The 26583-nt window shown below is 62.0% G+C and carries 26 protein-coding genes; 11 read left to right on the top strand and 15 right to left on the bottom strand.

Annotated elements, in window-relative coordinates:
* Positions 1-35: 35 nt before the first annotated feature.
* Complete coding sequence (locus QMK50_RS13215) at positions 36-1958, top strand: acetyl-CoA hydrolase/transferase C-terminal domain-containing protein (protein ID WP_320333261.1); 1923 nt, start codon at positions 36-38, stop codon at positions 1956-1958.
* Positions 1959-1997: 39 nt separating this feature from the next.
* On the opposite strand, the gene QMK50_RS13210 is transcribed toward QMK50_RS13215, so the two are convergent.
* The gene (locus QMK50_RS13210; protein ID WP_095081958.1) at positions 1998-2570 is read right to left on the bottom strand and encodes a xanthine phosphoribosyltransferase; all 573 of its coding nucleotides are present in this window, start codon (positions 2568-2570) and stop codon (positions 1998-2000) included.
* A gap of 57 nt (positions 2571-2627) precedes the next feature.
* Positions 2628-4637: a DNA helicase Rep gene (rep, locus tag QMK50_RS13205; protein WP_095164841.1), complete on the bottom strand. Its 2010-nt coding sequence runs from the start codon at positions 4635-4637 to the stop codon at positions 2628-2630.
* 265 nt (positions 4638-4902) lie between these two features.
* Between rep and QMK50_RS13200 the strand changes: the two genes are divergently transcribed.
* Positions 4903-6576, top strand: a complete 1674-nt coding sequence (locus tag QMK50_RS13200) for a bifunctional diguanylate cyclase/phosphodiesterase (RefSeq protein WP_320333260.1) — start codon at positions 4903-4905, stop codon at positions 6574-6576.
* 18 nt (positions 6577-6594) lie between these two features.
* Here QMK50_RS13200 and QMK50_RS13195 read toward each other — a convergent pair whose 3' ends face one another.
* Positions 6595-7992 (bottom strand): NorM family multidrug efflux MATE transporter, encoded by a 1398-nt coding sequence (locus QMK50_RS13195; RefSeq protein ID WP_320334516.1) that lies wholly within the window; start codon positions 7990-7992, stop codon positions 6595-6597.
* Positions 7993-8150: 158 nt separating this feature from the next.
* On the opposite strand from QMK50_RS13195, the gene QMK50_RS13190 reads away from it, so the two are divergent.
* On the top strand, positions 8151-9071 hold the full coding sequence (locus QMK50_RS13190; protein ID WP_320333259.1) for a LysR substrate-binding domain-containing protein: 921 nt from the start codon (positions 8151-8153) through the stop codon (positions 9069-9071).
* A gap of 13 nt (positions 9072-9084) precedes the next feature.
* On the opposite strand, the gene QMK50_RS13185 is transcribed toward QMK50_RS13190, so the two are convergent.
* Both QMK50_RS13185 and QMK50_RS13180 read right to left on the bottom strand, forming a co-directional pair.
* Positions 9085-10578 carry a YifB family Mg chelatase-like AAA ATPase gene (locus QMK50_RS13185; RefSeq protein WP_320333258.1) on the bottom strand — a complete coding sequence of 498 codons (1494 nt, stop codon included), beginning with the start codon at positions 10576-10578 and terminating at the stop codon, positions 9085-9087.
* Between the two features lie 259 nt (positions 10579-10837).
* Positions 10838-11098, bottom strand: a complete 261-nt coding sequence (locus QMK50_RS13180) for an accessory factor UbiK family protein (RefSeq protein ID WP_159998562.1) — start codon at positions 11096-11098, stop codon at positions 10838-10840.
* Positions 11099-11511: 413 nt separating this feature from the next.
* Here QMK50_RS13180 and glnK point away from each other — a divergent pair, with 413 nt between their 5' ends.
* From glnK to sutA, 4 genes are all read left to right on the top strand, one after another.
* The gene (gene glnK, locus QMK50_RS13175) at positions 11512-11850 is read left to right on the top strand and encodes a P-II family nitrogen regulator (RefSeq protein ID WP_095164831.1); all 339 of its coding nucleotides are present in this window, start codon (positions 11512-11514) and stop codon (positions 11848-11850) included.
* 35 nt (positions 11851-11885) lie between these two features.
* A complete protein-coding gene (locus tag QMK50_RS13170; RefSeq protein WP_320333257.1) occupies positions 11886-13223 on the top strand; it encodes an ammonium transporter in 1338 nt (445 codons plus the stop codon).
* Positions 13224-13438: 215 nt separating this feature from the next.
* On the top strand, positions 13439-13864 hold the full coding sequence (locus QMK50_RS13165) for a secondary thiamine-phosphate synthase enzyme YjbQ (RefSeq protein WP_095164827.1): 426 nt from the start codon (positions 13439-13441) through the stop codon (positions 13862-13864).
* Between the two features lie 102 nt (positions 13865-13966).
* Entirely contained in the window at positions 13967-14293 is a 327-nt protein-coding gene (gene sutA, locus QMK50_RS13160) for a transcriptional regulator SutA (RefSeq protein WP_095164825.1), read from the top strand.
* Positions 14294-14500: 207 nt separating this feature from the next.
* On the opposite strand, the gene QMK50_RS13155 is transcribed toward sutA, so the two are convergent.
* Genes QMK50_RS13155 through lptM form a run of 6 tightly spaced genes read right to left on the bottom strand, consistent with a single transcriptional unit; the run spans position 14501 to position 19117 of the window.
* On the bottom strand, positions 14501-15205 hold the full coding sequence (locus QMK50_RS13155) for an HAD family hydrolase (RefSeq protein ID WP_159998560.1): 705 nt from the start codon (positions 15203-15205) through the stop codon (positions 14501-14503).
* The gene (gene xerC / locus QMK50_RS13150) at positions 15202-16101 is read right to left on the bottom strand and encodes a tyrosine recombinase XerC (protein WP_095164821.1); all 900 of its coding nucleotides are present in this window, start codon (positions 16099-16101) and stop codon (positions 15202-15204) included. Before xerC ends, QMK50_RS13155 begins: the two co-directional genes overlap by 4 nt.
* Positions 16102-16103: 2 nt before the next feature.
* Entirely contained in the window at positions 16104-16829 is a 726-nt protein-coding gene (locus QMK50_RS13145) for a DUF484 family protein (RefSeq protein ID WP_320333256.1), read from the bottom strand.
* Positions 16830-16842: 13 nt separating this feature from the next.
* The gene (gene dapF / locus QMK50_RS13140) at positions 16843-17673 is read right to left on the bottom strand and encodes a diaminopimelate epimerase (RefSeq protein ID WP_095164817.1); all 831 of its coding nucleotides are present in this window, start codon (positions 17671-17673) and stop codon (positions 16843-16845) included.
* A 4-nt stretch (positions 17674-17677) separates the two neighbouring features.
* A complete protein-coding gene (gene lysA, locus QMK50_RS13135; RefSeq protein ID WP_095164815.1) occupies positions 17678-18925 on the bottom strand; it encodes a diaminopimelate decarboxylase in 1248 nt (415 codons plus the stop codon).
* A gap of 9 nt (positions 18926-18934) precedes the next feature.
* The gene (lptM, locus tag QMK50_RS13130) at positions 18935-19117 is read right to left on the bottom strand and encodes an LPS translocon maturation chaperone LptM (protein ID WP_095164813.1); all 183 of its coding nucleotides are present in this window, start codon (positions 19115-19117) and stop codon (positions 18935-18937) included.
* Between the two features lie 239 nt (positions 19118-19356).
* On the opposite strand from lptM, the gene cyaY reads away from it, so the two are divergent.
* The 3 genes from cyaY to rnk all read left to right on the top strand — a co-directional run bounded on the left by cyaY (position 19357) and on the right by rnk (position 20476).
* Positions 19357-19689: an iron donor protein CyaY gene (cyaY, locus tag QMK50_RS13125; protein ID WP_095164811.1), complete on the top strand. Its 333-nt coding sequence runs from the start codon at positions 19357-19359 to the stop codon at positions 19687-19689.
* A 4-nt stretch (positions 19690-19693) separates the two neighbouring features.
* Complete coding sequence (locus QMK50_RS13120) at positions 19694-19918, top strand: DUF1289 domain-containing protein (RefSeq protein WP_320333255.1); 225 nt, start codon at positions 19694-19696, stop codon at positions 19916-19918.
* Between the two features lie 147 nt (positions 19919-20065).
* Positions 20066-20476: a nucleoside diphosphate kinase regulator gene (gene rnk, locus QMK50_RS13115; protein ID WP_095164808.1), complete on the top strand. Its 411-nt coding sequence runs from the start codon at positions 20066-20068 to the stop codon at positions 20474-20476.
* Positions 20477-20483: 7 nt separating this feature from the next.
* Here the strand turns inward: rnk and QMK50_RS13110 are convergent, their stop codons facing one another.
* From QMK50_RS13110 to QMK50_RS13100, 3 genes are all read right to left on the bottom strand, one after another.
* Positions 20484-23333: a class I adenylate cyclase gene (locus tag QMK50_RS13110; protein WP_320333254.1), complete on the bottom strand. Its 2850-nt coding sequence runs from the start codon at positions 23331-23333 to the stop codon at positions 20484-20486.
* Between the two features lie 184 nt (positions 23334-23517).
* A complete protein-coding gene (locus tag QMK50_RS13105; protein WP_095164804.1) occupies positions 23518-23763 on the bottom strand; it encodes a TIGR02647 family protein in 246 nt (81 codons plus the stop codon).
* Positions 23764-23870: 107 nt separating this feature from the next.
* Positions 23871-24170, bottom strand: coding sequence for a hypothetical protein (locus QMK50_RS13100; protein ID WP_095164803.1), 300 nt, complete (start codon positions 24168-24170; stop codon positions 23871-23873).
* Positions 24171-24295: 125 nt separating this feature from the next.
* On the opposite strand from QMK50_RS13100, the gene QMK50_RS13095 reads away from it, so the two are divergent.
* Complete coding sequence (locus QMK50_RS13095; RefSeq protein WP_095164801.1) at positions 24296-24955, top strand: glutathione S-transferase family protein; 660 nt, start codon at positions 24296-24298, stop codon at positions 24953-24955.
* A 62-nt stretch (positions 24956-25017) separates the two neighbouring features.
* On the opposite strand, the gene argH is transcribed toward QMK50_RS13095, so the two are convergent.
* Entirely contained in the window at positions 25018-26412 is a 1395-nt protein-coding gene (argH, locus tag QMK50_RS13090; protein ID WP_159998550.1) for an argininosuccinate lyase, read from the bottom strand.
* Positions 26413-26583 lie beyond the last annotated feature (171 nt).

Genomic DNA, 26583 nt, shown 5'->3' with positions numbered 1-26583 from the left:
TTAGCGTCATTCATGGATAGGTCGGGAGGGGTCTGATGGTGCAGTCCGTTTCAATCGAGCAGGCAGTCGATGAAGTACTGGCGCGGTTACCCGCGCACATCCACCTCGGCATGCCGTTGGGATTAGGCAAGCCCAACCGCTTCGTCAACGCGCTCTATCAACGCGTCGCCCAACTGCCCGAGCGCCAGCTGACGGTCTACACCGCTTTGAGCCTGGGTCGTCCGCCCCTGGGTGACGGCCTGCAGCGACGGTTCCTGGAACCTTTCATCGAGCGCGTGTTTGGCGACTACCCGGAGCTGGACTTCCTCGCTGACCTGCGTAAAGACCAAACGCCCGCAAACATCCACATCCAGCAGTTTTTCATGCAGCCTGGCAGCTTGCTGCACAGCGCTTCGGCACAGCAGGACTACGTCAGCAGCAATTACAGCCACGCCGCCCGGGATATCAACGCTGCCGGCTTGAACCTGGTGGCGCAACTGGTGGCCCACGACCCACAGCACCCTGGCCGCCTGAGCCTGAGCTGCAATCCCGATATCACCCTCGACCTGCTGCCCATGATTGCCAAGCGCAGGGCGGCGGGTGAAACCATCCTGATGCTCGGCCAGGTGCACAGCGACCTGCCGTACATGCCCGGTGATTCAGAAGTCGACCGCGAGACGTTCGACTGGCTGATCGACGAGGAGGAGCGCAGTACCCTGTTTTCCACCCCCAACATGCCGGTGGGTTTCCAGGATCATTTCATCGGCTTGCACGCCAGCACCCTGGTGCGCGACGGTGGCACCCTGCAGATCGGCATTGGCTCCATGGGCGATGCGCTGACCGCCGCGTTGCTCGCGCGGCAAGCGGACAACGAGCATTACCGCACGCTGCTGACCGACCTCGACGCGCACTACTGGGCACCCCTGATCAGGCGCGAAGGGGGTGTCGAGCCTTTTGCCAAAGGGTTGTACGGTTGCAGCGAAATGTTCGTCAACGGCCTGTTGGCGTTGTCTGACGCCGGCATCGTGCGGCGCAAGGTTTACCCCGACGTTGCCCTGCAACAGCAGGCCAATGCCGGCACCCTGGATGAGTCGATGGCGCAGGGCGGCGTGTCGATTCACGGTGGATTTTTCCTCGGCCCGCGCAGCTTCTACCAACGCCTGCGCGATCTGCCCCAGGACCAGCTCGGCGAATTCAACATGACCGCCATCAGCTATATCAACGAGCTGTACGGGCAGGAGCAGCTCAAGCGCCTGCAGCGCCAGGATGCACGTTTCATCAACAGTGCCTTCACCATAACCCTGATGGGGGCCGGGGTAGCGGACCAACTGGAGGATGGGCGAGTGCTGAGTGGGGTCGGCGGACAATACAACTTTGTCGTCCAAGGCCATGCCTTGGAGGGTGCGCGCTCGATCCTGATTCTGCGCAGTTGCCGTGAGTCGGGCGGCGACATCAGCTCCAACATCGTCTGGCAATACGGCCACTGCACGATCCCGCGCCACCTGCGCGACATCGTGATCACCGAGTACGGGATCGCCGACCTGCGCGGTCAAACCGATGCCAAGGTCATCGAATTACTGCTGAACATCAGCGATTCACGTTTCCAGCCGGGCTTGATCGAGCAGGCGCAGAAAGCCGGCAAGCTGGCCAAGGATTTCCGCCTGCAAGAGCGCTTCACCGACAACACCCCGCAGCGCTTGCAGGCCATCGCCGCACGGCACCCACAGTTGTTCCCGGAGTATCCGTTGGGCAGTGATTTTTCCAGCGAGGAACGGGACTTGTTGCGGGCGTTGAACTGGCTCAAGAGCAAATTCAAGCTGACCGAGATCCTCCAGTTGGGCAAGGCCGCGCTGGATGCGCCGCAGGCATCGGAGTACCCGCAGCACCTGGCGCGCATGCAACTGACAAAGCCTGAGGGCTTGAAGGAGGATCTGTATCAGCGCTTGCTGCTGGCAGGCTTGAAGGCCACGGCGCAGTAGCAGCCCCCACCAAACACTGGTGGGAGCGAGCGGGGGGTATTACTCGATGAAGGTCACTACGCCGCCTGCCAGGGATTTGACCCGGGCCAGGGATTCCACGCGGTAGCCCTGGGAGTCCAGCTCGGCACGGCCGCCCTGGAACGACTTTTCGATCACGATGCCCAGGCCGGCCACGGTGGCGCCTGCCTGCTTGATGATCGAAATCAGGGCCTGGGACGCCTTACCGTTGGCCAGGAAGTCGTCGATGATCAACACGCGGTCGCTGCTGGTCAGGTGGCGCGGGGAGATGGCCACGGTGCTTTCGGTCTGCTTGGTGAACGAGTAAACGGTCGCCGACAGCAGGTTTTCAGTCAGGGTCAGGGACTGGTGCTTGCGGGCGAAGATCACCGGAACGCCCAGGTTCAGGCCGGTCATGATAGCCGGGGCGATGCCCGAGGCTTCGATGGTGACGATCTTGGTGATCCCCGAATCCTTGAACAGCGCGGCGAATTCGTCGCCGATCAGCTTCATCAACGCCGGGTCGATCTGATGGTTCAGAAAGGCGTCGACTTTCAGGACCTGGTCGGAAAGCACGATGCCTTCTTCGCGAATTTTCTTGTGCAGTGCTTCCACAACAGCTTCCTCTGGTGGCGCGACGGGCGCCGAAAGTAGATTAAAAAGTAGTCGATTCTAGCGCTTTAACATCGCGCGTATATCTGCCAATGCGGTATTACCGCGCACGGCTTTGACTTCGGTCGGGGTGTCGTCATTGCCTTCCCAGGCCAGGTCGTCCGGCGGCAACTCATCGAGGAACCGGCTCGGGGAGCAGTCGATGATCTCGCCGTACTGCTTGCGCTTGGCGGCGAAGGTGAAGGCCAGGGTCTGGCGTGCGCGGGTAATCCCGACATAGGCCAGGCGCCGTTCTTCCTCGATGGTGTCGGCTTCGATACTGGAGCGGTGCGGGAGGATTTCCTCCTCCATGCCCATGATGAATACGTAGGGAAATTCCAGGCCCTTGGAGGCGTGCAAAGTCATCATCTGCACGCCTTCGGCGCCGTCTTCCTCTTCCTGCTGACGTTCGAGCATGTCACGCAGGACTAGCTTGCCGATGGCATCCTCCACGGTCATGTCGCCTTCTTCGTCCTTCTCGAGGGTGTTCTTCAACGCCTCGATCAGGAACCAGACGTTGCCCATGCGGTAGTCGGCGGCCTTGTCGCTGGAGCTGTTGGTGCGCAGCCAGTTTTCGTAGTCGATGTCCATGACCATGCTGCGCAGGGCCGAAATCGGATCTTCGCCGGCGCACTGCTCGCGGACCTTGTCCATGAAGCGCTTGAAGCGCGCCAGGCGGTCGGTGAAGCGGCTATCCAGGTGCTCGCCCAGGCCGATCTCGTCGGTGGCGGCGTACATCGAAATCTTGCGTTCGGTAGCGTAGTTGCCGAGTTTTTCCAGGGTGGTCGAGCCGATTTCCCGGCGCGGGACGTTGATCACGCGCAGGAAGGCGTTGTCGTCATCCGGGTTCACAATCAGCCGGAAGTAGGCCATCAGGTCTTTCACTTCCTGGCGTCCGAAAAAGCTGTTACCGCCGGACAGGCGATACGGCACCTGGTGGTGCTGCAACTTCAGCTCGATCAGCTTGGCCTGGTAGTTACCCCGGTACAGGATCGCAAAATCGCTGTATGGGCGGTCGGTACGCAGGTGCAGACTGAGGATCTCCACGGCTACGCGCTCGGCTTCGGCGTCTTCGTTGCGGCAGCGGATCACGCGGATCTCGTCACCGTGGCCCATCTCGCTCCACAGCTGCTTTTCAAACTCGTGGGGGTTGTTGGAGATCAGCACGTTGGCGCAACGCAGGATGCGGCTGGTGGAGCGGTAGTTCTGCTCCAGCATCACCACTTTCAAAGACGGGTAGTCGTCCTTGAGCAGCATCAGGTTTTCCGGACGGGCGCCGCGCCAGGCGTAGATCGACTGGTCGTCGTCGCCCACCACGGTGAACTGGTTGCGCTTGCCGATCAGCAACTTCACCAGCAGGTACTGGCTGGCGTTGGTGTCCTGGTATTCGTCCACCAGCAGGTAGCGAACTTTGTTCTGCCACTTTTCGAGGATATCGGCGTGTTCCTGGAACAGCTTGACCGGCAACAGGATGAGGTCGTCGAAGTCCACCGCGTTGAACGCCTTGAGCGTGCGCTGGTAGTGGGTGTAGACGATCGCCGCGGTCTGTTCCTTTGGATTGCGCGCATTTTCCAGCGCCTCGGGCGGCAGGATCAGGTCGTTCTTCCAGGCGCCGATCATGTTCTTGATCTCGTCGACGCCGTCGTCGCCCGAGTATTCCTTCTGCATGATGTCGGTCATCAGGGCCTTGACGTCGGTCTCGTCGAAGATCGAGAAACCGGGCTTGTAGCCCAGGCGCACATGCTCCTTGCGGATGATGTTCAGCCCCAGGTTGTGGAAGGTGCACACCGTCAGGCCGCGGCCTTCACCGCCCTTGAGCAGGGTGCCGACGCGCTCCTTCATCTCGCGCGCCGCCTTGTTGGTAAAGGTCATGGCGACGATGTACTGGGCGCGGATGCCGCAGTTCTGGATCAGATGCGCAATCTTGCGGGTGATCACGCTGGTCTTGCCGGAGCCAGCGCCGGCGAGCACCAAAAGAGGGCCGCCGACGTAGCTCACGGCTTCTTGCTGCCGGGGATTGAGTCGGGACATGACGGAAAAAGGAGTCGTTTGCGAAAAGGGCGGGCATTTTAACAGGATGCACGGATTCTGCCGCCTCTCTCCGACTTGTGACGTAGCACTCGATCTGTATTTGCCGGTTTTGTTACTTTCGCGCAGGATGCAGGGAGAATTTGCGTCTAATGTTCGATCTCTGAAGTGGCACAAATTTATGATTGAGAATCAATGACATTTGTCATTGTTCAGCTGTGCGTCATAATGCCACCGCCAACATCTTTGCAGAGTCTAGGGAGCTAGCTTGTCTACGCCTGTCGAACCCTTGCGTTTGCTGCTGCTGGCCGAAGAGCCAGTATGGGCAGCGTTGTTGCGCGAGTGTCTGGCTCCGATGGGGAGCTCGGCTGTGCTGATCAGTGCACCGACCTGGGAGTCGGTGAGCAGTCTATTTACCGATAACCGCTCTGCGGTCCTGCTGACTATTCCTGCTCTGCAACCGGAACCTGGGCGGTGCAGCCTGCCGACGGTGTTGCTGCTCGAACATGAACCCCTCAACCCACCGGACGGTGTCAGCGACTGGCTGGTGCGCGATGCGCTGGATGCCGGCATCCTGCGGCGTTGCCTGCGGCATGTGCGCGAACGCGGGGTACTGGAAAACACCTTGCAACGTCTTGCCGAACAGGACCCCTTGACCGGCATCGCCAATCGCCAGGGCTTCCAGACCTTGCTGGCCACGCGCCTGGCGGAAAACGAAGGCCGGGGCCTGGCGCTGGGGCACCTGGATCTCGACAACTTTCGCTACGCCAACGACGCCCTGGGCCATCAGGCCGGCGACCGGTTGATCCTGCAGGTGGTCGCGCGGCTCAAAAGCCAGCTTGAGGCCGGTGATCAACTGGCGCGCCTGGGCAGTGACGAATTTGCCTTGCTCATCGACACCCGCCGCGCGCCGCAACGCGCCGAGTGGATGGCCGAGCGCATCACCGAAGCCTTGTCCGAACCCTACTGGATCGACGGTGAAAGCCTGTTGATCGGCGCTAGCCTGGGGATTGCCCACGCGCGTGCCCAGGCCGGTGCCGACCCGCTGATGTGGCATGCCCATATCGCCATGCAGCAGGCCAAGAGCACCCAGGGTTGCACCTTCCATATCTTCAACGAGCGGATCAACCGCAACGCCCGCAGCATGGCTGACCTGGAAAGCGAGTTGCGCCGAGCCTTGCGCCGCGATGAGCTGGAGCTGCATTACCAGCCACGGCTGAACCTGGATGACGGGCAAATTGTCGGCCTCGAAGCCCTGGTGCGCTGGCGGCATGCTGAACGTGGCTTGTTGCCGCCCAGTGAGTTCGTGCCGCTGGCCGAGCAGAGTGGGCTGATCGTGCCGCTCGGTTACTGGGTCATCTCCCGCGCCCTGCGGGACATGCAGGCGTTGCGCGAGCGCGGCCTGCCGCCGTTGCACATGGCGGTCAATCTGTCGTTCCGCCAGTTTCAGGACAGCCAGTTGCTCTCGACCTTGAGCCGCTTGATCGCCGAGCGGGGAGTCGATGCGCAGTGGCTGGAGTTCGAACTCACCGAAACCGCGGTGATGCGGCGCAGTGATCTGGTCCAGCAGACTATGGATGCCCTGGGTCGCCTCGGCGTGCGGTTTTCCCTGGACGACTTTGGCACCGGGTTCTCCTCGTTCGTGCACCTCAACAGCCTGCCGATCGCCTTGTTGAAAATCGACAAGAGCTTTGTTGGCGGTATGGAAGGGCGTGAAGAGAATCGCAAGCTGGTCCACGCGATGATCAACCTGGCTCACAACCTCCATCTGGAAGTCGTCGCCGAGGGCGTCGAAACCCCGGAGCAGCTTGAGTTGTTGCGCGGCTTTGGTTGCGACCAGGTGCAGGGCTACCTGATCAGCAAGCCGTTGCCGCTGTCTGAACTGGTGGAGTACCTGACCTTCGGCTCCAGCCAGCAGACGGTGCTGGAAATCGTCAACTGAGCTCGCCCCACGAGTTGATCAATCCGGCTGAGGCATCTGCAGATCAGCTTGCGATGCCGGCTCTTGCCGGATCATCCGCTTCATCTTCCACTCGAACCCCAGCGTCAGGCTCACAGCCGCGCAGGCCAGCCCCAGGGCCAGGCCCCACCAGACTCCGGTTGGCCCCCAGTGCAGGTGGAAGGCCATCCACCAGGCGGCCGGTGCGCCGATCAGCCAGTAGCAACCCAGGCCCACCAGAAAGGTGGTCTTGGCGTCCTTGAGGCCACGTATGCAGCCCATGGCGATGGTCTGCACACCGTCGAACAGCTCGAACCATGCGGCCACGGCCAGCAGGCTGACGGCCAGTTGGATGACGTCGGCAAACTGTGGGTCGTTGTGGTCCAGGAACAAACCGACCAGTTGATTGGGCAGCAGCCAGAACACCATGGCGAAACCCAGCATCGCCACCGCGCCAAAGCCAATCCCGACCCGTCCGGCCAGGCGTGCGTCGAGCAGTTGCCCGGCGCCGTAATGCTGGCCGATGCGCATGGTGATGGCATAGGACAGCCCTGCCGGCACCATGAATGCCACCGAGACAATTTGCAGGGCAATTTGGTGGGCACCCAGTTGCGTGCTGCCCATGGTGCCCATGCACAGGGCCGCGAAGGCGAACAGCCCGACCTCGACCGCATAAGTTCCGCCAATCGGCAGGCCCAGGCGCCACAACTCCCGCAGGTACTGGCGATTGGGCCGGGACAGGCCTGCGCGCAATGGGTACGCCTCGTACGCCGGGTGCCGGCGAATGTGCCAGGCCAGGCCCAGGGCCATGCAGTTGGCCACGATCGCGGTCACCAGGCCGATCCCCACCAGGCCCATTTTCGGCAGGCCGAACATCCCGGTGATCAGCGCGTAGTTGAGCAGGAAGTTGGCCAGGGTGCCGATGACGCTGATGACCATCACCGGAGTGGCCCGGCCGATGGCGCTGGTGAAGCCGCGCAACGCCATGAAGCTCAGGTAACCAGGCAGGGCAAACGGCAGGATCAGCAGGAACTGGCCGGCCATCTCGACGTTACTGGCCGTCTGGCCGAACAACAGCAACACCGGTTTGAGGTTCCACAACAGCAGGCCCGCGACCAATGCCATCAGCCAGGCCAGCCATAGCCCGGCCTGGGTCAGGCGTGCCGCACCGGGAATGTCGCCCGCGCCCTGGCGGATCGAGACCAGCGTGCCGACCGCGGCGATCACGCCGATGCAGAAAATCGACACGAACGAATAGGTCGCCGCTCCCAGGCCACCACCCGCCAGCGCCTCGGGGCTGATTTTGGCCATCATCAAGGTGTCGGTGAGCACCATCAGCATGTGCGCCAACTGCGAGGCGATCAACGGCCCCGCCAGCCGTAGGATGGCCCGCAATTCGGTACGTGCTGGATGCTGCATGGTCATCACGCGTGTTTCCTGGAAATAAAGGGGAGCCGCTGATTCTCGGCGCTCTCAGACGAATGCACAAAGGGATAAAAACGATCACTGGCATGATTAAAACTCATGTTGGCGAGTTTCTGCTAGGGTTTGCCCATTGCGCTATAGGAGCTTTCCCAATGTCCCGTCGTCTTCCTCCGCTGTATGCCCTGCGTGCTTTCGAGGCTGCGGCGCGGCACAGTTCGTTCACCCGTGCCGCGCAAGAGCTGTCGATTACCCAGAGCGCCGTCAGCCGGCATATTCGTACGCTGGAAGATCACTTTGCCTGCCGACTGTTTCAACGCAGTGGTCGCAACCTGCAATTGACCGAGGCCGCTCGCCTGTTGCTGCCCGGAGTGCGTGAAGGTTTTGGTGCACTGGAGCGCGCCTGCAACACCTTGCGCAGCGAAGATGACATCTTGCGCATGAAAGCTCCTTCGACCCTGACCATGCGCTGGTTGCTGGCGCGGCTTAGTCGCTTTCGGCATCTGCAGCCGGGCAATGAAGTGCAACTGACCAGCGCCTGGATGGACGTCGACTCGGTGGATTTCAATCATGAACCCTTCGACTGTGCGGTACTGCTGAGCAACGGGCATTTTCCACCGGACTGGGAAGCCAGTTACCTGTTCCCGGAGCTGTTGATACCGGTCGGTGCGCCGAACCTGCTCAACGATCAGCCCTGGGATGTCGAGCGGCTGGCCAGTACCGAACTGCTGCACCCCACCCCTGATCGTCGCGACTGGCGCAGTTGGCTGGAGCGCATGGGGCTCTCCGAGCAGGTGTCGCTCAAGGGCGGGCAAGTGTTCGATACCCTGGAACTGGGGATGATCGCCGCGGCACGTGGCTATGGTGTGTCCATGGGCGACCTGTTGATGGTGGCCGAGGATGTGGCGCAGGGACGCTTGAGCCTGCCCTGGCCGACCGCCGTTGCCAGTGGCCTGAATTACTACCTGGTCTGGCCGAAAACCCGTCCGGGTGGTGAGCGTTTGCGGCGGCTCAGCGACTTCCTGCAAGGCGAGGCGCAGGCCATGGAGCTGCCGGACGTCGAGCGTCTGGACTGAGTCGGAGGCGGGTTTATTGATTGGCCGGCCGATAGTGCAGTGCTTCAGCCAGGTGTTCGCGGCTGATGTCCTGCGCCTGTTCGAGATCGGCCAGGGTCCGGGAGACCTTGAGTAGTCGATGGGCCGCCCTGAGCGACAGGGTCAGGCGTTCGCAGGCGCTTTCCAGCCAGCGTTCGTCCACTGTGGACAACTGGCAATGCCGGCGCAGCCCCGGCAGGTCGAGGAAGGCGTTGGCGCAGCCCTGGCGCTGCTGCTGAATCTCACGAGCCATGGCAACGCGCTCGGCAGCACGGGCGGAGTTGTCGCCCGGCTGGGCGGCGGGATTGAGTGCAGTGGTCTCGCGGGCGACGGTCAGGTGCAGGTCGATGCGGTCGAGCAGCGGGCCGGAGAGCTTGTGCCGGTAACGCTGGACCATCTCCGAGGTGCAGGAGCAGCGCCCGCTGGGCTCGCCCAGGTAGCCACAGGGGCAGGGATTCATGGCCGCCACCAGTTGGAAACGCGCCGGGAAACGCACTCGGTCCCGGGCGCGGGAAATCACGATATAGCCAGATTCCAGCGGCTCTCGTAATACCTCCAGCACCTTGCGATCGAACTCCGGCAGCTCGTCGAGAAACAGCACGCCGTGGTGGGCGAGGGTGATTTCCCCGGGCTGGGGTTTTGAACTGCCGCCTACCAGCGCCGGGCCGGACGCGGAGTGATGGGGCTGGCGGAAAGGTCGTTGCGGCCAATGACTCAACGGCACACCACTGGCAACCGACTGGATCGCCGCCACCTCCAGGGCCTCACTTTCCGTCAGCGGCGGCAGTAATCCGGGCAAGCGACTGGCCAGCAGGGTTTTCCCGGTCCCGGGTGGCCCGCTGAACAGTAGGTTATGGGCGCCCGCCGCGGCAATCAGCAGGGCCCGCTTGGCGGCGGCCTGGCCTTGTACTTCGCTCAAGTCGGGGTAGGGCTTGCTGGCATGGAGCAAACCGTTGGAGCGGTAAGGCTCGATGGGGGTATGGCCGTTGAAGTGAGCGACCGCTTCTAGCAAATGATGCACCGCGAGCACCTTGAGCCCGGAGGCCAGGCAAGCTTCCTCGGCATTCGCCCAGGGCACCACCAGCGCCCGCCCGGCCTGGCGCGCCGCCAAGGCGGCCGGCAACACGCCGCGAACCGCCCGCACCTCACCGGAAAGCGCCAGTTCCCCCAGGCACTCCACGTCATCCAGGGTCAGGGTTGGCACCTGCACGCTGGCCGAAAGAATCCCCAGGGCAATCGCCAGGTCAAAGCGCCCACCGTCCTTGGGCAAGTCGGCGGGAGCGAGATTCAAGGTGATGCGCCGCGCTGGAAACTGCAGGCCCGAATTGATGATCGCGCTGCGCACCCGGTCCTTGCTCTCTTTCACTGCCGCTTCGGGCAAGCCGACCATCGTCAGTGATGGCAAGCCATTGGCCAGGTGGACTTCGACAGTGACAGCCGGTGCCTCCACGCCAATCTGGGCGCGGCTGTGGACGATGGACAGGGACATGAGCATTCCTTGAACGAAAAAGAGCCGCTTCCTGCGGTTGTTCAAGGGTAGTTGCGAGGGGGTGTTCTAGCACCGCGCGAGACGCGCCAAACGTTCGCAGGATGTTGCCGGTGGCCTGCGCGGGGTTCGTGTAGGAGCGAGCTTGCTCGCGAAGAACTCGAGGGCGACGCGTTGAGTCAGGCTTGACGCGTTATCGTTGATGTCCATCTCGAGCAGGCTCCCACAGTGTGATCAGCCAGTGCCCACAAGGGGCAGGGAATTACTCGGCAGGCGGATTGAGCCTGGCTTCCAGCTCCGCGACTTTCGCTTCAAGGCTTTCCAGGCGTGCCCGGGTGCGGGCCAGGACGATCATCTGGCTGTCGAATTCTTCCCGGCTGACCAGGTCCAGCTTGCTGAAGCCGCTTTGCAGCAGGGCCTTGAACTGGCTTTCGATTTCGCTTTTGGGCAGCGGGGTGTCGCCGCTGAACAGGCGGGAGGCGTGGCCGCTCAGGGCGTCGAGGAGGTCTTTGGGCGCGAGCATGTAGGGAGTCCTTAAACTGATGGCGGGCAGTGTATCACGCAGTGTTCAGGCTCATTTATCCCGGTGCGGCGCACGCTTTTCGCGCATCGGTCCGTCTGTCGGCGCACCGTTATTGTGCGTATCTCTGGGCGCGCATTTCTGCACTGGCCTGGGTTTAAAGGCAAGAGATTGAAATCAGTGGTTTTTCTGGAGATGGCAAGCTTTCTGCTAAGGCTTGAGTAACCCATGCACTGATGCAGTCGCTGTGACGAATGCAGTGCGGCAGGCGAAACGGGGAGTTTCGTCGGCAGCGGTTAACTGGCGTCAGTCGGGCAGGTACGGCCGACGATGCGTTACAAAGCCAGGCACTGCGCTTAGACTTGAGTCGGGTTTGTTTTCCTGGGGCAAGTCCACCAATTCGGGAGAGAGTTTTCATGAAGCTAGTCACTGCCATCATCAAGCCGTTCAAACTGGATGACGTCCGCGAGGCACTGTCCGAGATCGGCGTGCAGGGCATTACCGTCACTGAGGTCAAAGGCTTCGGTCGGCAGAAGGGTCACACCGAGCTGTATCGCGGCGCGGAGTACGTGGTCGATTTCCTGCCCAAGGTGAAGATCGATGTCGCCATTGACGACAAGGATCTGGACCGGGTTATCGAGGCGATAACCAAGGCGGCCAACACCGGGAAGATTGGTGACGGCAAGATCTTCGTGGTCAATCTGGAACAGGCTATTCGCATCCGTACCGGCGAAACCGATACCGACGCAATCTAAGCCGCCACAACCCCAACGCCCCAGGAGAAAACAATATGACTCTGCGTAAATTCGCAGGGCTAGGAGCCCTGTTGTCCCTCGTAATGCCCAGCCTGGCCATGGCGGCAGACGAAGTGGCGGCTCCAGTCCTCAACTCCGGCGATACCGCCTGGATGCTGACCGCGACAGCCTTGGTGCTGTTCATGACCATTCCCGGCCTTGCGCTGTTCTACGGCGGCATGGTGCGCTCCAAAAACATTCTTTCCGTGATGATGCAGTGCTTCGCCATTACCGGTCTGATCAGCATCCTGTGGGTCATTTATGGCTACAGCATTGCGTTCGACACCGCGGGCATGGAGCAGGGCGTCGTCAACTTCAACTCGTTCTTCGGCGGCATGGGCAAGGCGTTCCTCGCCGGTGTCACCCCGGCGAGCGTGACAGGGCCGGCGGCACTGTTCCCTGAAGCGGTGTTCATCACCTTCCAGATGACTTTCGCCATCATCACCCCGGCGCTGATCGTCGGTGCCTTCGCCGAGCGGATGAAGTTCTCCGCAATGCTGATCTTCATGGGTGTGTGGTTCACCCTGGTGTACGCACCGATCGCGCACATGGTCTGGTCCGGCCCCGGTGGCCTGATGTGGGACTGGGGCGTCCTGGACTTCGCAGGCGGCACCGTGGTGCACATCAACGCCGGTATCGCCGGTCTGGTGGCCTGCCTGGTGCTGGGCAAGCGCAAGGGTTTCCCGACCACCCCAATGGCTCCGCACAACCTCGGTTACACCTTGATGGGCGCGGCCATGCTGTGGATTGGCTGGTTCGGCTTCAACGCCGGTTCCGCCGCGGCGGCCAACGGTACTGCCGGCATGGCGATGCTGGTAACCCAGATCGCAACCGCTGCCGCTGCCCTGGGCTGGATGCTGGCCGAGTGGCTGACCCACGGCAAACCTAGCGCCCTGGGCATCGCCTCGGGTGTGGTTGCCGGCCTGGTGGCCATTACTCCAGCCGCTGGCACCGTGGGCCCGATGGGCGCCCTGGTGATCGGCTTGTCGGCCGGCGTGGTGTGCTTCTTCTGCGCTACGACCCTGAAACGCAAAATGGGCTACGACGATTCCCTCGACGCCTTCGGCGTGCACGGTATTGGCGGTATTCTCGGTGCGATCCTCACCGGCGTATTTGCTGCACCGTCGCTGGGTGGCTTCGGCACCGTGACCGACATCGCTGCACAAGTCTGGATTCAGTGCAAAGGCGTGGGTTTCACGGTGATCTACACCGCGATCGTCACCTACGTCATCCTCAAGGTATTGGACGCCGTCATGGGTCTGCGCGTGACCGAAGAGGAAGAGGCAGTCGGCCTGGACCTGGCACAACACAACGAGCGCGGCTACAACCTGTAAGCATGCGCGGAAAAAAACTTGCCCGGCTTGCCGGGCATTTTTTTGTTCAGGATTTGTCACTCAGGCCTAGGCTGAAAGGATTTTTCTGGCAGCTTTGCCGGGGTTTTTCGCAGCGGTTTTTCCAGGGGCGATGGCTTACAGCATGGCGCGAATATTAGGGTCTTTGTTTTTTCCCAGAGCGCGCTAGAATGCGCCCCGAACGTGCGGAGAACTGTATGTGGCAACAGACTCTGATTACCCTGCGGGCCAAGCCCCGGGGCTTTCATCTGGTAACGGACGAGTTACTCGCCGGCCTGCCTGAACTCAAGGCATGCCGGGTCGGTCTGTTGCACTTGTGGCTGCAGCATACCTCGGCGTCGTTGACCATCAACGAGAACGCCGATCCGGCGGTACGTCGCGACTTCGAACGGTTTTTCAACCGGTTGATCCCACAAGGCGCAACCGGTTATGAGCATAACGACGAAGGCCTGGACGACCTCCCGGCGCACTTCAAGGCCAGTTTGCTAGGCTGTCAATTGAGTTTGCCGATCACGGCGGGCCGATTGGCGTTAGGTAGCTGGCAAGGTGTTTATCTGGGCGAGCACCGAGATCATGGCGGTGCTCGTAAAGTCCTCGCCACCGTGCACGGTGAAGGGGCATAAACCGCTGGTTACCAGTGGATTTTGAATTTTTTCTGGCAGTCGTCGACAGACGACGAAGCTGGGCTATAACTAATCTGCTTTTCGCAAGTCATGAGGTAGAACATGAGCGACGATGATCTGGAAAACGACGACCTCGAAGTAGGCGACGAAGACGAGGCCGAAGAAGGCCTTGAAGCTGCGGCGGAAGACGTTGCTGACGACGATGGTGGCGACGATACGCCGGCCCCGACCGCCAAAGGCAAGGCCAAGGCTGCGGTGTCGGTAGACGAGCTGCCAAGCGTTGAAGCCAAGAACAAGGAGCGTGATGCTCTGGCCCGCGCGATGGAAGAGTTCCTGGCCAAAGGCGGCAAGGTTCAGGAAGTCGAGGCCAACGTGGTGGCCGATCCACCAAAGAAGCCTGATAACAAGTACGGCAGCCGGCCTATCTAAGGGTCTGCACTGTGTTTGCTGAAAAAGCCCGCCGTCGCTGCGGGCTTTTTTATGGGTGGTGGTGGGTGGATCCGTTGCTGCGGTAACGGCTGCTTAGGGTTTCGCCCTTACGTGAACTGCCCTCCAATCCCCCGTAGCAGCTGCCGAGCCCGCGAGGCAGCGTTCGAAGACGCAGTCCTCGCCACCGTCAATACCACAAGCAGAGGCTTAACGCAGCTCCGACCAGCGTGCCAGCAACTCCGGCAGTTCTGTCAGGCAACGAATCTCGGCATCCGGTGCCTGGTCTGCTTCCCATGCCTTGCCCGCCGGGTTGAACCAGATTGCGCGCAACCCCGCTTGCTGGGCCCCGGCGATGTCATCACCGGGATGATCGCCGACATGCACCGCATTGGCGGCAGTGGTTGCACCGCGCTGCAGGGCTTCGTGGAACAGGCGGGCATCGGGCTTGGCGATGCCGATGTCTTCGGCGCACAGGGCAAATTTGAAGTAGTCGGCCAGCCCCAGGCGGCGTACGTCGGCGTTGCCGTTGGTGACCACGCCCAGGGCGTAGCGGTTGCGCAGGATCTCCAGTGTCGGTTGCACCTCGGGGAATATCTCGAGCTGGTGCCGTGCGTGCAGGAAGACTTCGAAAGCTTGCTCGGCCAGTTCGCTTGCCTGTGGGTGGGCGTAGCCGGCTTCTTCCAGGGCGTGCAGCAACACCCGGCGGCGCAAGGCGCTGATGCGGTGTTTGAGCTGCGGTTCGAGGCCCAGTACCCGTTCACGGATGGCCCACAAATGCTCGACCGGCAAGGCGCCCAGGACCGGCGTGTGCTCGGCCAGCCACTGGCGCAGTACGGCTTCCGCGCTGACGATCACCGGGGCGGTGTCCCACAGGGTGTCGTCGAGGTCGAAGGTGATCAGTTGGATTGTCATTGCTCATCGCCCTTGATGCGTTTGGCCCGAGGGTGGGCGCTGTCGTAGACCGTGGCCAGGTGCTGGAAGTCCAGGTGGGTGTAGATCTGGGTGGTCTTGATGTCCGAGTGGCCAAGCAACTCCTGCACGGCGCGCAAGTCTTGGGAAGACTCCAGCACGTGGCTGGCGAAGGAGTGCCTGAGCATGTGCGGGTGCAGGTTCTGCCCCAGCTCCCGCTCGCCTGCGGCCTTGACCCGAAGTTGCACGGCGCGTGAACCGAGGCGTCGGCCTTTTTGGCTGACGAATAGCGCATCGTCCGGCGGATTGGCCAGGGCGCGCAAGGGCAGCCAGCACTCCAGGGCCTCGCGGGCTTTCCTGCCGATGGGCAGCACCCGGGTCTTGCTGCCCTTGCCGAGCACTTGCACCAGGCCGTCCGCGAGGTCGAGCTGGTCGAGGTTCAGGCCGGTGAGCTCCGACAGGCGCAGGCCACTGGAGTAGAACAGCTCGAGAATCGCCTGGTCGCGACGGGCCAGGAAGTCGTCCTCGACGGCCCCTTCGAGCAGTTGCAGGGTGCGGTCGGTGTCGAGGGTCTTGGGCAGGCGTCGCTCGCCTTTGGGCGGGGCCAGGCCGTTGGCCGGGTCGTGGTCGCACAGGCCTTCGCGGTTCAGGTAGTGATAGAGCCCGCGCACGGCCGACAGCAAGCGCGCCAGGCTGCGCGAGGACTGGCCCTGGGCATGCAGGCGCGCGACCAGGCCGCGCAGGCGCTGGATGTCCAGTGCGCTCCAACTGCCGATGTGCAGTTTCTCGCAGTGTGCCAGGACCTTGTTCAGGTCACGGCGGTAGGCTTCAAGCGTGTGCGGCGACACCTGACGCTCACTGCGCAGGTGCTCGCAGTAGGCGTCCAATTGCCGTTCCATGGTCAGCGCACCGAGCGCAGGGTGCTGTTGACCCGTGGCAATACGCGGCCCATGACTTCGGCGATGTAGCTGAGGAACAGGGTGCCTACCGAGCTCTTGTAGTGCTGCGGATCGCGGCTGGCGATGGCCAGCACGCCATGCAGGCCCTGGTGACTGATGGCAACCACGGCCGTGGAGCCGATCTGCAGGCGTTGTTCTTCGCCAAACAGGAAGTCCAGTTCATGCTCGCGCAGGGTGCCGCTGACGCTTTTGCCTTCGGACAGCAACCCGCCAATGGCCTTGTGCGCTTCGGCGTCGCTGACCCAGCGGCCGACCGGCAAGGGCTCGTCGTTGAACAGGATCAGACTGACAAAGGGCACCTGGAAGTCCTGGCGCAGGCTGTCTTCAACACTGATGACCAGGTCATCCAGGCTGTTGGCGTCCATCAGGGCGAGGATCAGGCGGCGGGTCTTGTCGAACAGCCGATCGTTGTCGCGGGCGACATCCATCAACTGCGAAAGACGGTGGCGCATCTCGATGTTGCGTTCGCGCAGGATTTTCATCTGCCGCTCGACCAGCGAGATGGTATCGCCACGCTGGTGCGGTATGCGCAGGGCCGGGAGCAGTTCTTCGTGCTCGACGAAGAAATCCGGATGAGCCTCAAGGTACGCGGCAATCGCCGCCGCCTCCAGGCTCTCGGAAGGGCATTCGTCGGGCTGCGGGGCTGGAACCTTGGGCTGATCAGTCATGGATTTAGCTCACTCAAAGACGCACTTGTCCTTCGTATACGCGTACTGCCGGACCGGTCATCATCACCGGTTGGCCAGGACCTGCCCATTCAATGGACAAGCGCCCGCCGGGCAGGTCGATCAATAGCGGCGAATCCATCCACCCCTGGCTGATCGCGGCCACTGCAGCGGCACAGGCGCCGGTACCGCAGGCCTGGGTTTCCCCGGCGCCCCGCTCCCAAACGCGCAACTGCGCACGATTGCGGTCGATGACCTGGAGGAAACCGACGTTGACCCGTGCCGGAAAGCGCGGGTGATGTTCGATCTTCGGCCCCAGTGCATGCACTGGCGCGTTGTTGATGTCGTTCACGCGCAGCACAGCGTGCGGGTTGCCCATGGACACCGCGGCCAGCTCGACGGTCTGGCCGTCGACCTCGACCGGGTAGCTGTTGGCTTGCGCGTCGGCCTGGAACGGAATGTCCGCTGGCACCAGGCGTGGTGCCCCCATGTTGACGCTGATCTGACCGTCATTGCGAATATCGAGTTCGATAATGCCGCTCTTGGTCTCGACGCGGATCTGGCGCTTGGCCGTCAGGCGCTTGTCCAGCACGAAACGGGCGAAGCAACGCGCGCCGTTGCCGCACTGCTCCACTTCGGAACCGTCGGAGTTGAAGATCCGGTAACGGAAATCCACCTCCGGGTTGCTCGGTGCTTCGACAATCAACAACTGGTCGAAGCCGACACCGGTGTGGCGGTCGCCCCATTGCTTGGCGTGCTTGGGCAGAATGTGCGCGTGCTGGCTGACCAGGTCGAGGACCATGAAGTCGTTGCCCAGGCCGTGCATCTTGGTAAAACGCAGCAGCATGGGTTTACTCCGGCAGCAGGCTTTCGCCAGCAAACAACTCGGCTACCGTCTCGCGGCGACGCACTTCGAATGCCTGATCACCGTCCACCAGCACTTCGGCGCAACGGCCGCGGGTGTTGTAGTTGGAGCTCATGACAAACCCGTAGGCACCGGCCGAATGCACGGCCAGCAAGTCGCCTTCTTCCAGCGCCAGTTGACGATCCTTGGCCAGGAAGTCGCCGGTTTCGCAGATCGGGCCGACGATGTCGTAGGCGCGTGCCGCAGTGTCGCGTGGGCGCACGGCCGTGACGTCCATCCAGGCCTGGTACAGCGCCGGGCGGATCAGGTCGTTCATGGCCGCGTCGACGATGGCGAAATCCTTGTGTTCGGTGTGCTTGAGGTACTCGACCTGGGTCAGCAGCACGCCGGCGTTGGCGACGATGAAGCGGCCCGGCTCGAACACCAGCGCCAGGTCGCGACCGTCGATACGTTCGCGCACGGCCTTGATGTAGTCGGCAGCCAGCGGTGGCTCCTCATCGCGATAACGCACACCCAGGCCGCCACCCAAGTCGATGTGGCGCAGGTAGATCCCGCAATCGCTGAGGCGGTCGATCAGCGCCAGCAGGCGGTCGAGGGCATCAATGAAGGGGGGCAGGGTGGTCAGTTGCGAACCGATGTGGCAATCGACGCCGACCACTTCCAGGTTCGGCAGTTGGGCGGCGCGCACATAGACGTCTTCGGCGTCGGCGATGGCGATGCCGAACTTGTTTTCTTTGAGGCCGGTGGAGATGTACGGGTGGGTGCCGGCATCGACGTCCGGGTTCACGCGCAGCGAGATCGGTGCACGCACACCCAGCTCGGCGGCCACCACTTGCAGGCGCTCCAGTTCGTCGGTGGACTCGACGTTGAAGCAGTGCACGCCGACTTCCAGGGCGCGGCGCATGTCGTCGCGGGTCTTGCCCACGCCGGAGAATACGATCTTGTCGGCCGCACCGCCTGCAGCCAGGACCCGTTCCAGCTCGCCACGGGAGACGATGTCAAAACCGGCGCCCAGGCGCGCCAGGACATTCAGTACGCCCAGGTTGGAGTTGGCCTTGACCGCGAAGCAGACCAGGTGCGGGGTGCCAGCCAGGGCATCGGCATACGCCAGGTACTGGGCTTCGATGTGCGCACGGGAGTAGACATAGGTGGGGGTGCCAAAGCGCTCGGCGATGGCGGACAAGGCAACACCTTCCGCGAACAGCTCACCGTCACGGTAGTTAAAAGCGTCCATGATGTTCCCTTAGTAGGTGCTGTTGCTGTTGCTGTGTTCGTGCGCTTTGGACTGCGACGATTTGGCCTGTTCATCTGCAGGCTTGCTGTCATCGGGCAGGTACAGCGGGCCTTTTTGACCGCAGGCCGATAACAGGCAGGTAAAAGCGACGAGCGAAGCGAGCGCAGCAAGGGAAGAGATCAGGCGCTTCATGGCGAAATCCTTGAGAATGCGTTAATTGCGCCGGAGTATACCGGCCACCCGGCAGCTTGCCTATGCGACGGGCCACCCGTCCGGCGGGCCTTTGCCCGTGGCTTGCGATCGGGCAGACAATGGCAGGCGGTTATTGGTCCACCTTGCCCGGTGCTTGGTCGGTATCCTTTGCAATCGCCGGGGCGCGTCCGTATCTTGCGGCGCTTGAGCGTAAGTAGACACTTTTTGAGGTTGCCGCAATGAGTTTGACTGAAGCCCGTTTCCACGACCTGGTCGATGCCACCCAGCAGACACTGGAAGATATTTTCGACGACAGCGGACTGGATGTTGATCTGGAAAGTTCGGCTGGGGTCCTGACCGTCAAGTTCGAAAGCGGCAGCCAGTTGATCTTCAGCCGCCAGGAGCCACTGCGCCAGTTGTGGCTGGCAGCGGTGTCCGGCGGGTTCCACTTCGACTACGACGAAGAAAGCGAGCGCTGGATGTGTGACAAGAGCGAAGAGCAGCTGGGCGAAATGCTCGAGCGCATCGTCAAGCAGCAAGCCGATGCCGAGCTCGACTTCGAAGGTCTCTGACAGCGTGACTGAACCTGCCCCCGTTCGTGCGCCCAAGCCGCTGTACAGCAATGTCAGCCCGGCCGTGCCATCGCCCTGCACCAATGTCTGCCGGCTGGATGAGGAAAAAGTCTGCAAGGGCTGTTTCCGCCATGTCGAAGATATTCGTGAATGGCGTTCGGCGGACGATGAACGACGCCGGGTGATTTGCACCCAGGCGCACAATCGCCGCGCCCACGCCGTTCGGTAGGCGCCACCTGCCGCGACCGGCTTGTATATTTTTTGAGCTGTGATAGTGTCCGGTTACGCCTCAACCCATCGAGGCGCGTGAAAACCCCGCCTGTTTTATGGCGGGGTTTTGCTTTTTTCGTGCAGAAGAAAGGAGTCTGCCTGAATCATGACCGTACCTTCCATCACTCTTACCCGTCTGGACGTACAACGTCTGGAGCGCCTGATCGACAGCCTGGATGACACGCTGCCGGGCGTGATCGCGCTGCAAACCGAACTGGATCGCGCCGATACTCTGGTCGGTCACGATGAGGTGCCTGCCGATGTCGTAACCATGAACTCGCGTGTTCATTGCCGTGAAGAAAGCGGCGGCAAGGACTATCACCTGACCCTGGTCTACCCCAAGGACGCGAATGCCGATGAAGGCAAGATTTCCATTCTTGCGCCGGTCGGCAGTGCACTGCTGGGCCTGAAGGTTGGCCAGCACATCGACTGGCCAGCACCGGGTGGCAAGACCCTGAAGCTGACCCTGCTCGAAGTCGAGAACCAGCCAGCCAATGGCGGCGATTTCTCCCTCTGAGAAGGCTTCAAACCTGTTCGAGCGCCTTGTTCAAAGCGCGCTCCAGGTCTGCCTTGTAGCGCAGGTACAGATTGCTCGAGCCGGGGCTGTCAGCCAACAGCCCTGACAGATCCAGGTCGGTGATATAGCAGCGATAGGGCTGCATCTCCCGGCGACGCCCGACTATCTCCCGCGCCACCACGGCAAACAACTGATCGCCGTACTCCAGTTCGCTGTACTCCCGTTGATTGCAATACAGGGTGACCTGCACCTTCCCCGGCGCAGCTTTGCCGACAATCGCCTGCACGTCATAGAACGGCCTGTCGGCGGGGATCTGCGGTGCTGGCTGCGGCTCTGCCCGGCGGGCCCGCCCAGTGCCCGCGGGCAGTAACTGGTAGTAGTGGATGTCCAGCTGCGGCAGCGGCTGCGTGGCGTCCATGGGCAGCATGGCGTCGCGGCGAAACAGGATCGACTGCACGAACCGCTGCAGGGGCACCAGCAGGCTGTTGTCATCGTGATAGGGCTGGCGCTGGTACCACAGGGCGTTGAACTCATCCAGCACATACAGCTCGGCCCCGCTGTCGCCGACGCGGTAGAACACTTGAATGCAGCCGGGCTGGCCCATGGGCAGGATCAGCGCCAGGTCGTGCTCTTCCAGGGCCATTGGGTCCAGGTGCAGTGGGCTGTAGGCGGTCTGTTCCTGGCCCAGGTAATCGAGCAGGGCGGGCAGGGTGCCCAAGGCCATATGCCGGACCTGGCCGGGTACCAGCTCCAGCACGTGGTAGTGCTGCTGGACCTGGATCAGGTAGCGCTGGTTGAGGTCGCTCAGCAACAGGTGCTGCGCGGTGTCGAAGATTTCCTCGACCCGCCGGGCAATGAACTGTGCGCGGTTGTGGCAGAAGCACTGGACCCGCAGGCGCGGCTGCCGGGGGCCTTGGGGCAAGTGGTTGAGGTAATCGCGCAGGCAGTCGAGCAGGGCGTGGGGCCCGTCATGACGATTGACCAGCACTTCATTCCAGCTGTTGAGCGTGACCAGGTCGAGGGTCAGTACCAGGTTTTCACGGACCCCGGCATAACTCAGCGAGTCGGTGCGCTCGGTGGTCATCAGGATGTTCAGGTCGCGGTGATGCTTGAGTGGGTCGATGCCCACGTTCACCAGAATCAGCACCTCGGCTGGCTCGATGGCACGCAGCAGTTGCTCCTCGTCGACGCTGGCCAGGGGCAGGGCGATGGTCTGCTGCAGGCTGCCCAGCAGGTTGAACAGCTCGAACTCACTCAGGTCGCTGCTGCCTGGGTGCAGCGCCAGGCGGGTGCTGCTGTCGATCACGCCGTTTCGGTGGCACCAGGTCAGCAACTCGAGGAGGTGGCTGCTGCGTTTGAGCGGCGCGAAGTGTTCCCACTCCAGGTTACCCAGGCTGCCGTTGTACAGGCCCCAATGGGTCTGCCCGGGGGCTTTTTTGTTGGCCGACTGCACCAGCGTCAGGGTGTCTTCGGCCAGGTCCGGGGCAATGCCCGGGTTGATGAACTCGACCTTGTCGGCCTTGCGTTCGAAGGCCGCATAGAGCCGGCGGCCGAGTACATTGAGGTCGCGTTTGTTGATCAGGCTGACGCTGCGTTCAGTGCGGGCAAACTGGCTGAGGAAGCGATAGCTGTAGTTGAGCTCGTTGACCAGGGCCCGACGCTCGGCACTGACCTGGCGGACCTTCCACTGGCTGCGGCTGTCGAGCAATGCCAGTTGTCGATGGTCCCAGCGCCACTCCTCGGCCAGCCGTTGCAGGAGCTGGCTCTGCCAGCGGCTGTTGCGTTGAGCGCTGGTGCCGGTGAGCTTGCGGTTGACCTTGAGGTACAAGGCGCGTCGCACCAGCTCCAGGCGTTCCGTTTCGCCCCGGGCGTTGAGGTATTGCTCGATACGGCGGTACACCATGATGTAGGGGTCGAGTTCGTCCAGCTCCAGGCGGTTGGCGAACACCGCTTGCTTGAAGCGCAGGCTCAGGCATTCGACCTGCGGATGCTCACTGGCGTAGACCTCGATCAGCAGCAGTTTGAGCACCGACTTGTAGGGCGACTCGATGCCTTTGAACAGTTGCCAGAGCCCGGCGCCGATGAATTCCCCGGGCGGAATGTGGGCCAGGTGACCGAGGTCGAGGGTCTCCTCGGCGCGCACAAAACGCTTGGACAACAGGGTGTGGGTGTACAGCTCGTAGCCGGGCTCTTCATACACCGGTACCAGCCACCAGATTGGCGTGCGCCCGGCAAGCCAGATCGCAGTGCGATAGAACTCGTCCAGCAGCAGATAGTGCTGGCTGGTGCCGCAGTCTTCGGAGCTGAGCTGGCTATCGCGCTCGCCGCGGACAAACCGCTGTGGCTCGATCAGGAAGCAATGGGCCTCGGCGCCCTGGCTGGCGGCCCAGGCTTCGAGCAACTGAGCCTTTTTTCCCAGTTCAGCGAGTTCGTCCGCGCGAAGGTCCGGGGCGTGGCAGATCCACAGGTCCATATCGCTCTGATCGGCCTGGGCCAGGGTGCCGAGGCTGCCCATCAGGAACAGGCCGTGAATCGGCTGTGGCGGGTTGCCGCGCCGGGCCTTGTAGGAAAAGGATCGGGTCAGGCGCTGCGCTTCCGCGAGGGTGCCGGCATCAGGTTCGAAATTCGCCACGCCGGCGGGGGTGCTGCTCGAGACGTAGCCCGGCAACAGGGGATGATTGACATGGAAAAACAGCGGCAGCAGCTTGAGGACCATTTGCTGGCGCGGTGTTAACCCTTCCATGGCCCGGGCCATGCGGCCGTTATTGAGCGTGAGGAAGCGTGTGCGCAACTGGCTGAGAACCTTGCGATCGATTCCCTCGTCCAGGTCGGGGCGGATTTCATGGGTGCGGGTCATGTCAGCTCAAACCGGCTCGCAGTCAACGAACGTGGGAAAGTTTCAGATGCTGGGGCAGTCTACAGCCTCGCGCACAGGACTTTTAAGCTGATTGTTGATTTCTGGCGCCAAAAATCTATCGGTTGGCGACAGTCTGCCCGCGGAAATCCCGATGCAGGGGTTCCCGTGGGCGATACCGGTGTCGTTATGCGGTTTCTTCGACGGACAGGATGGTCAGTACAGTCTGCACATTCTGCGCGGCGTCACGCCCCAGGCTGGTCAGATACCCGCCATCGGGTTGATCGATCAATTCTTTTTCGAACAGGCGTTGTGCGGCAGCAATAGCTTTCGGGGCAGCGGTCTGATGAATTTTCAAACCTTCCTGGGAACTGTCCAGGTTGAAGAGTGCGAGGATTTCCAGTTCGGCAACCAGCTCAGGGGTAAGCGACATAAGGACTCCAGACTTTCTAGGAATATGACTGTAGCGCCCCTAAGGTGAACGCACTCGGGCGAGCTGTCCAGTGTTGGCTGCGGGCTTTTCGCCCGCCCGGGTGATTCTTATTTCTTTTCCGGTGGCAGCTCGGGCAGGGCGCGCAGGGCAGCTTCGTACCACTGGGTGTCGAACGCGCGGTCTTCTTCGAGGATCGCGTCGATTTCCACCGCCAGCACGTGGGCCATCAGGCTGAGAATTTCCTCGCGCTCGTAACCCACCAGGGTCAGTTTGTTGAAGGTGGCTTTGGCCGCGGGCGGGTTGTCGCTTGCGATCTGGTTTTCGATGGCTTCGACCAGGGTGTTCTCGGCGAACTCTTCGTCGTCGATGTCGTCGTTCGTATTGGTGCCGGGGGTCAGCTCGCTCATGGCAGGCTCCTCAAGGTAAGGCCAGCAGTTTACCTGCATTCAGCGCCGTGATGCTGCTGGCGAGAGTGCCCCTGAGGATCTATAACAGTCGCTGCCAACCCCCTGCACGGCCTGGAGGCTTTGTGATGCTCAAGCTTTATGGTTTTTCCGTCAGCAATTACTACAACATGGTCAAACACGCCTTGCTGGAGAAGGGCCTGGCATTCGAGGAGGTCGCCTTTTATGCCGGTCAAAGCCCGGAGGCGTTGGCGATCAGCCCGCGCGGCAAAGTACCGGTGCTGGGGGTCGAACAGGGATTTATCAACGAAACCAGCGTGATCCTGCAGTACCTCGAAGACACCCAGGGAGGCACTGTGCTGTTACCCAAGGCGCCGTTCGAGCGGGCCCAGGTGCTGGCACTGGCCAAGGAAATCGAGTTGTACATCGAACTGCCGGCCCGCGCGTGTTTCGCCGAGGCGTTTTTTGGCATGCCGGTACCTGACGCGATCAAGGAAAAAGCCAAGGGCGAGCTGCTGCTGGGTATTGCGTCCCTGGGGCGGCACGGCAAGTTTTCCCCTTACGTGGCGGGTGACAGCCTGAGCATCGCCGATCTGTACTTCCTGTACAGCGTCAGCCTGGCCTGTGCGGTGGGGAAAAAACTGTTCGAGCTGGACCTGTTGGCAGAGCTGCCGGCGGCCAGGGCATTGCTGGAGCGCTTGCAGGAAACGCCGATTGCGCAGCGCATCAATGCCGACAAAGAGGCGGGGATGCCTGCATTTTTGGCGATGATCGCTTCAAAGAAGTAAAGCTTTCGCTGGCGAGCCGCAAGCGGGCGCCGCAAGCGGGCGCCAGCGAAGCTTCCAGCGATTTAGCGGCTGGCCAACAGCGCCTGGCCGCGAATCACCGCCGCCTTCACCTGAGCCGGTGCAGTGCCGCCAATGTGATTACGGGCATTGACCGAACCTTCCAGTGTCAACACGGCAAATACGTCCTGCTCGATCTGGTCGCTGAACTTGCGCAGCTCTTCCAAGCTCATTTCCGCCAGGTCCTTGCCACTTTCCACGCCGTACTTCACGGCGTGACCGACGATTTCGTGGCAGTCACGGAACGGCAGGCCGCGGCGTACCAGGTAGTCGGCGAGGTCGGTTGCGGTGGAGAAACCACGCAGGGCCGCTTCACGCATGATGGCGTGTTTTGGCTTGATCGCCGGGATCATGTCGGCGAAGGCCCGCAGCGAGTCGCGCAGGGTGTCGGCAGCGTCGAACAGCGGTTCCTTGTCTTCCTGGTTGTCCTTGTTGTAGGCCAGGGGCTGGCCTTTCATCAGGGTCAGCAAGCCCATCAGCGCGCCGAACACCCGGCCGCTCTTACCGCGCACCAGTTCCGGAACGTCGGGGTTTTTCTTTTGCGGCATGATCGAGCTGCCGGTGCAGAAGCGATCAGGCAGATCGATGAACTGGAACTGCGCACTGGTCCACAGCACCAGTTCTTCGGAGAAGCGCGACAGGTGCATCATGGCGATGCTCGCGGCGGCGCAGAATTCGATGGCGAAGTCGCGATCCGAGACGTTGTCCAGCGAGTTGCCGCCCACGGCGTCGAAGCCCAGCAGTTGTGCGGTCAGCTCGCGGTCGATCGGGTAGGTAGTGCCAGCCAGCGCGGCGCTGCCCAACGGCATGCGGTTGGTGCGCTTGCGGCAGTCGACCAGGCGCTCGTAGTCACGGCTGAGCATTTCGAACCAGGCCAGCAGGTGATGTCCGAAGGTCACTGGCTGGGCGGTCTGCAGGTGCGTGAAGCCCGGCATGATGGTCTCGGCTTCGCGCTCGGCCTGCTCCAGCAGGCCTGTTTGCAGGCGAGTGATTTCAGCCAGGATCAGGTCGATCTCGTCGCGCAGCCACAGGCGGATATCGGTCGCTACCTGGTCGTTACGGCTGCGGCCGGTGTGCAGCTTCTTGCCGGTGACGCCGATGCGGTCGGTCAGGCGCGCTTCGATGTTCATGTGCACGTCTTCGAGGTCGATGCGCCAGTCGAAGGTACCGGCCTCGATTTCACCCTGGATGGTGCGCAGGCCGTCGATGATGCTGTCGCGCTCGGCGTCGGTCAGCACGCCGACCTTGGCCAGCATGGTGGCGTGGGCGACGGAGCCCATGATGTCGTGGCGATACAGGCGCTGGTCGAAAGTGACGGAGGCGGTGAAGCGGGCGACGAAGGCGTCGACGGGTTCACTGAAGCGGCCGCCCCAGGACTGATTGGTCTTGTCAGTGCTCATGAATTCGCTCGTGATCGGCTGAAGGAGAATGGCGTAAAAACCTGCGGCGGATAATAACAGGGTTGCCAATCGTGTCGTTGACGCTGGTCGATACGTTTTTTCCTGATGGAGGGCCATACTCAAGAGGTCGCCGCCACGAATGCGCAACGATATTTGTCAATTGCCCACTTT

The organism is Pseudomonas sp. P5_152, assembly GCF_033989915.1.
GTDB lineage: Bacteria > Pseudomonadota > Gammaproteobacteria > Pseudomonadales > Pseudomonadaceae > Aquipseudomonas.
This window is presented reverse-complemented; position numbering and strand designations above follow the sequence as displayed.

Excerpts from the sequence above, each read along its gene's own strand:
- sutA (WP_095164825.1), top strand. The coding sequence starts at position 13,967 with ATGAGCGACGATGATCTGGAAAACGACGACCTCGAAGTAGGCGACGAA.
- rep (WP_095164841.1), bottom strand. The coding sequence starts at position 4,637 with ATGTCCCGACTCAATCCCCGGCAGCAAGAAGCCGTGAGCTACGTCGGC.
- QMK50_RS13190 (WP_320333259.1), top strand. The coding sequence starts at position 8,151 with ATGTCCCGTCGTCTTCCTCCGCTGTATGCCCTGCGTGCTTTCGAGGCT.
- QMK50_RS13180 (WP_159998562.1), bottom strand. The coding sequence starts at position 11,098 with ATGCTCGCGCCCAAAGACCTCCTCGACGCCCTGAGCGGCCACGCCTCC.
- rnk (WP_095164808.1), top strand. The coding sequence starts at position 20,066 with ATGACCGTACCTTCCATCACTCTTACCCGTCTGGACGTACAACGTCTG.
- QMK50_RS13215 (WP_320333261.1), top strand. The coding sequence starts at position 36 with ATGGTGCAGTCCGTTTCAATCGAGCAGGCAGTCGATGAAGTACTGGCG.
- QMK50_RS13170 (WP_320333257.1), top strand. The coding sequence starts at position 11,886 with ATGACTCTGCGTAAATTCGCAGGGCTAGGAGCCCTGTTGTCCCTCGTA.
- QMK50_RS13165 (WP_095164827.1), top strand. The coding sequence starts at position 13,439 with ATGTGGCAACAGACTCTGATTACCCTGCGGGCCAAGCCCCGGGGCTTT.
- glnK (WP_095164831.1), top strand. The coding sequence starts at position 11,512 with ATGAAGCTAGTCACTGCCATCATCAAGCCGTTCAAACTGGATGACGTC.
- QMK50_RS13145 (WP_320333256.1), bottom strand. The coding sequence starts at position 16,829 with ATGACTGATCAGCCCAAGGTTCCAGCCCCGCAGCCCGACGAATGCCCT.
- QMK50_RS13195 (WP_320334516.1), bottom strand. The coding sequence starts at position 7,992 with ATGCAGCATCCAGCACGTACCGAATTGCGGGCCATCCTACGGCTGGCG.
- xerC (WP_095164821.1), bottom strand. The coding sequence starts at position 16,101 with ATGGAACGGCAATTGGACGCCTACTGCGAGCACCTGCGCAGTGAGCGT.
- QMK50_RS13110 (WP_320333254.1), bottom strand. The coding sequence starts at position 23,333 with ATGACCCGCACCCATGAAATCCGCCCCGACCTGGACGAGGGAATCGAT.
- dapF (WP_095164817.1), bottom strand. The coding sequence starts at position 17,673 with ATGCTGCTGCGTTTTACCAAGATGCACGGCCTGGGCAACGACTTCATG.
- QMK50_RS13155 (WP_159998560.1), bottom strand. The coding sequence starts at position 15,205 with ATGACAATCCAACTGATCACCTTCGACCTCGACGACACCCTGTGGGAC.
- lptM (WP_095164813.1), bottom strand. The coding sequence starts at position 19,117 with ATGAAGCGCCTGATCTCTTCCCTTGCTGCGCTCGCTTCGCTCGTCGCT.
- QMK50_RS13185 (WP_320333258.1), bottom strand. The coding sequence starts at position 10,578 with ATGTCCCTGTCCATCGTCCACAGCCGCGCCCAGATTGGCGTGGAGGCA.
- argH (WP_159998550.1), bottom strand. The coding sequence starts at position 26,412 with ATGAGCACTGACAAGACCAATCAGTCCTGGGGCGGCCGCTTCAGTGAA.
- lysA (WP_095164815.1), bottom strand. The coding sequence starts at position 18,925 with ATGGACGCTTTTAACTACCGTGACGGTGAGCTGTTCGCGGAAGGTGTT.
- QMK50_RS13100 (WP_095164803.1), bottom strand. The coding sequence starts at position 24,170 with ATGAGCGAGCTGACCCCCGGCACCAATACGAACGACGACATCGACGAC.
- cyaY (WP_095164811.1), top strand. The coding sequence starts at position 19,357 with ATGAGTTTGACTGAAGCCCGTTTCCACGACCTGGTCGATGCCACCCAG.
- QMK50_RS13105 (WP_095164804.1), bottom strand. The coding sequence starts at position 23,763 with ATGTCGCTTACCCCTGAGCTGGTTGCCGAACTGGAAATCCTCGCACTC.
- QMK50_RS13095 (WP_095164801.1), top strand. The coding sequence starts at position 24,296 with ATGCTCAAGCTTTATGGTTTTTCCGTCAGCAATTACTACAACATGGTC.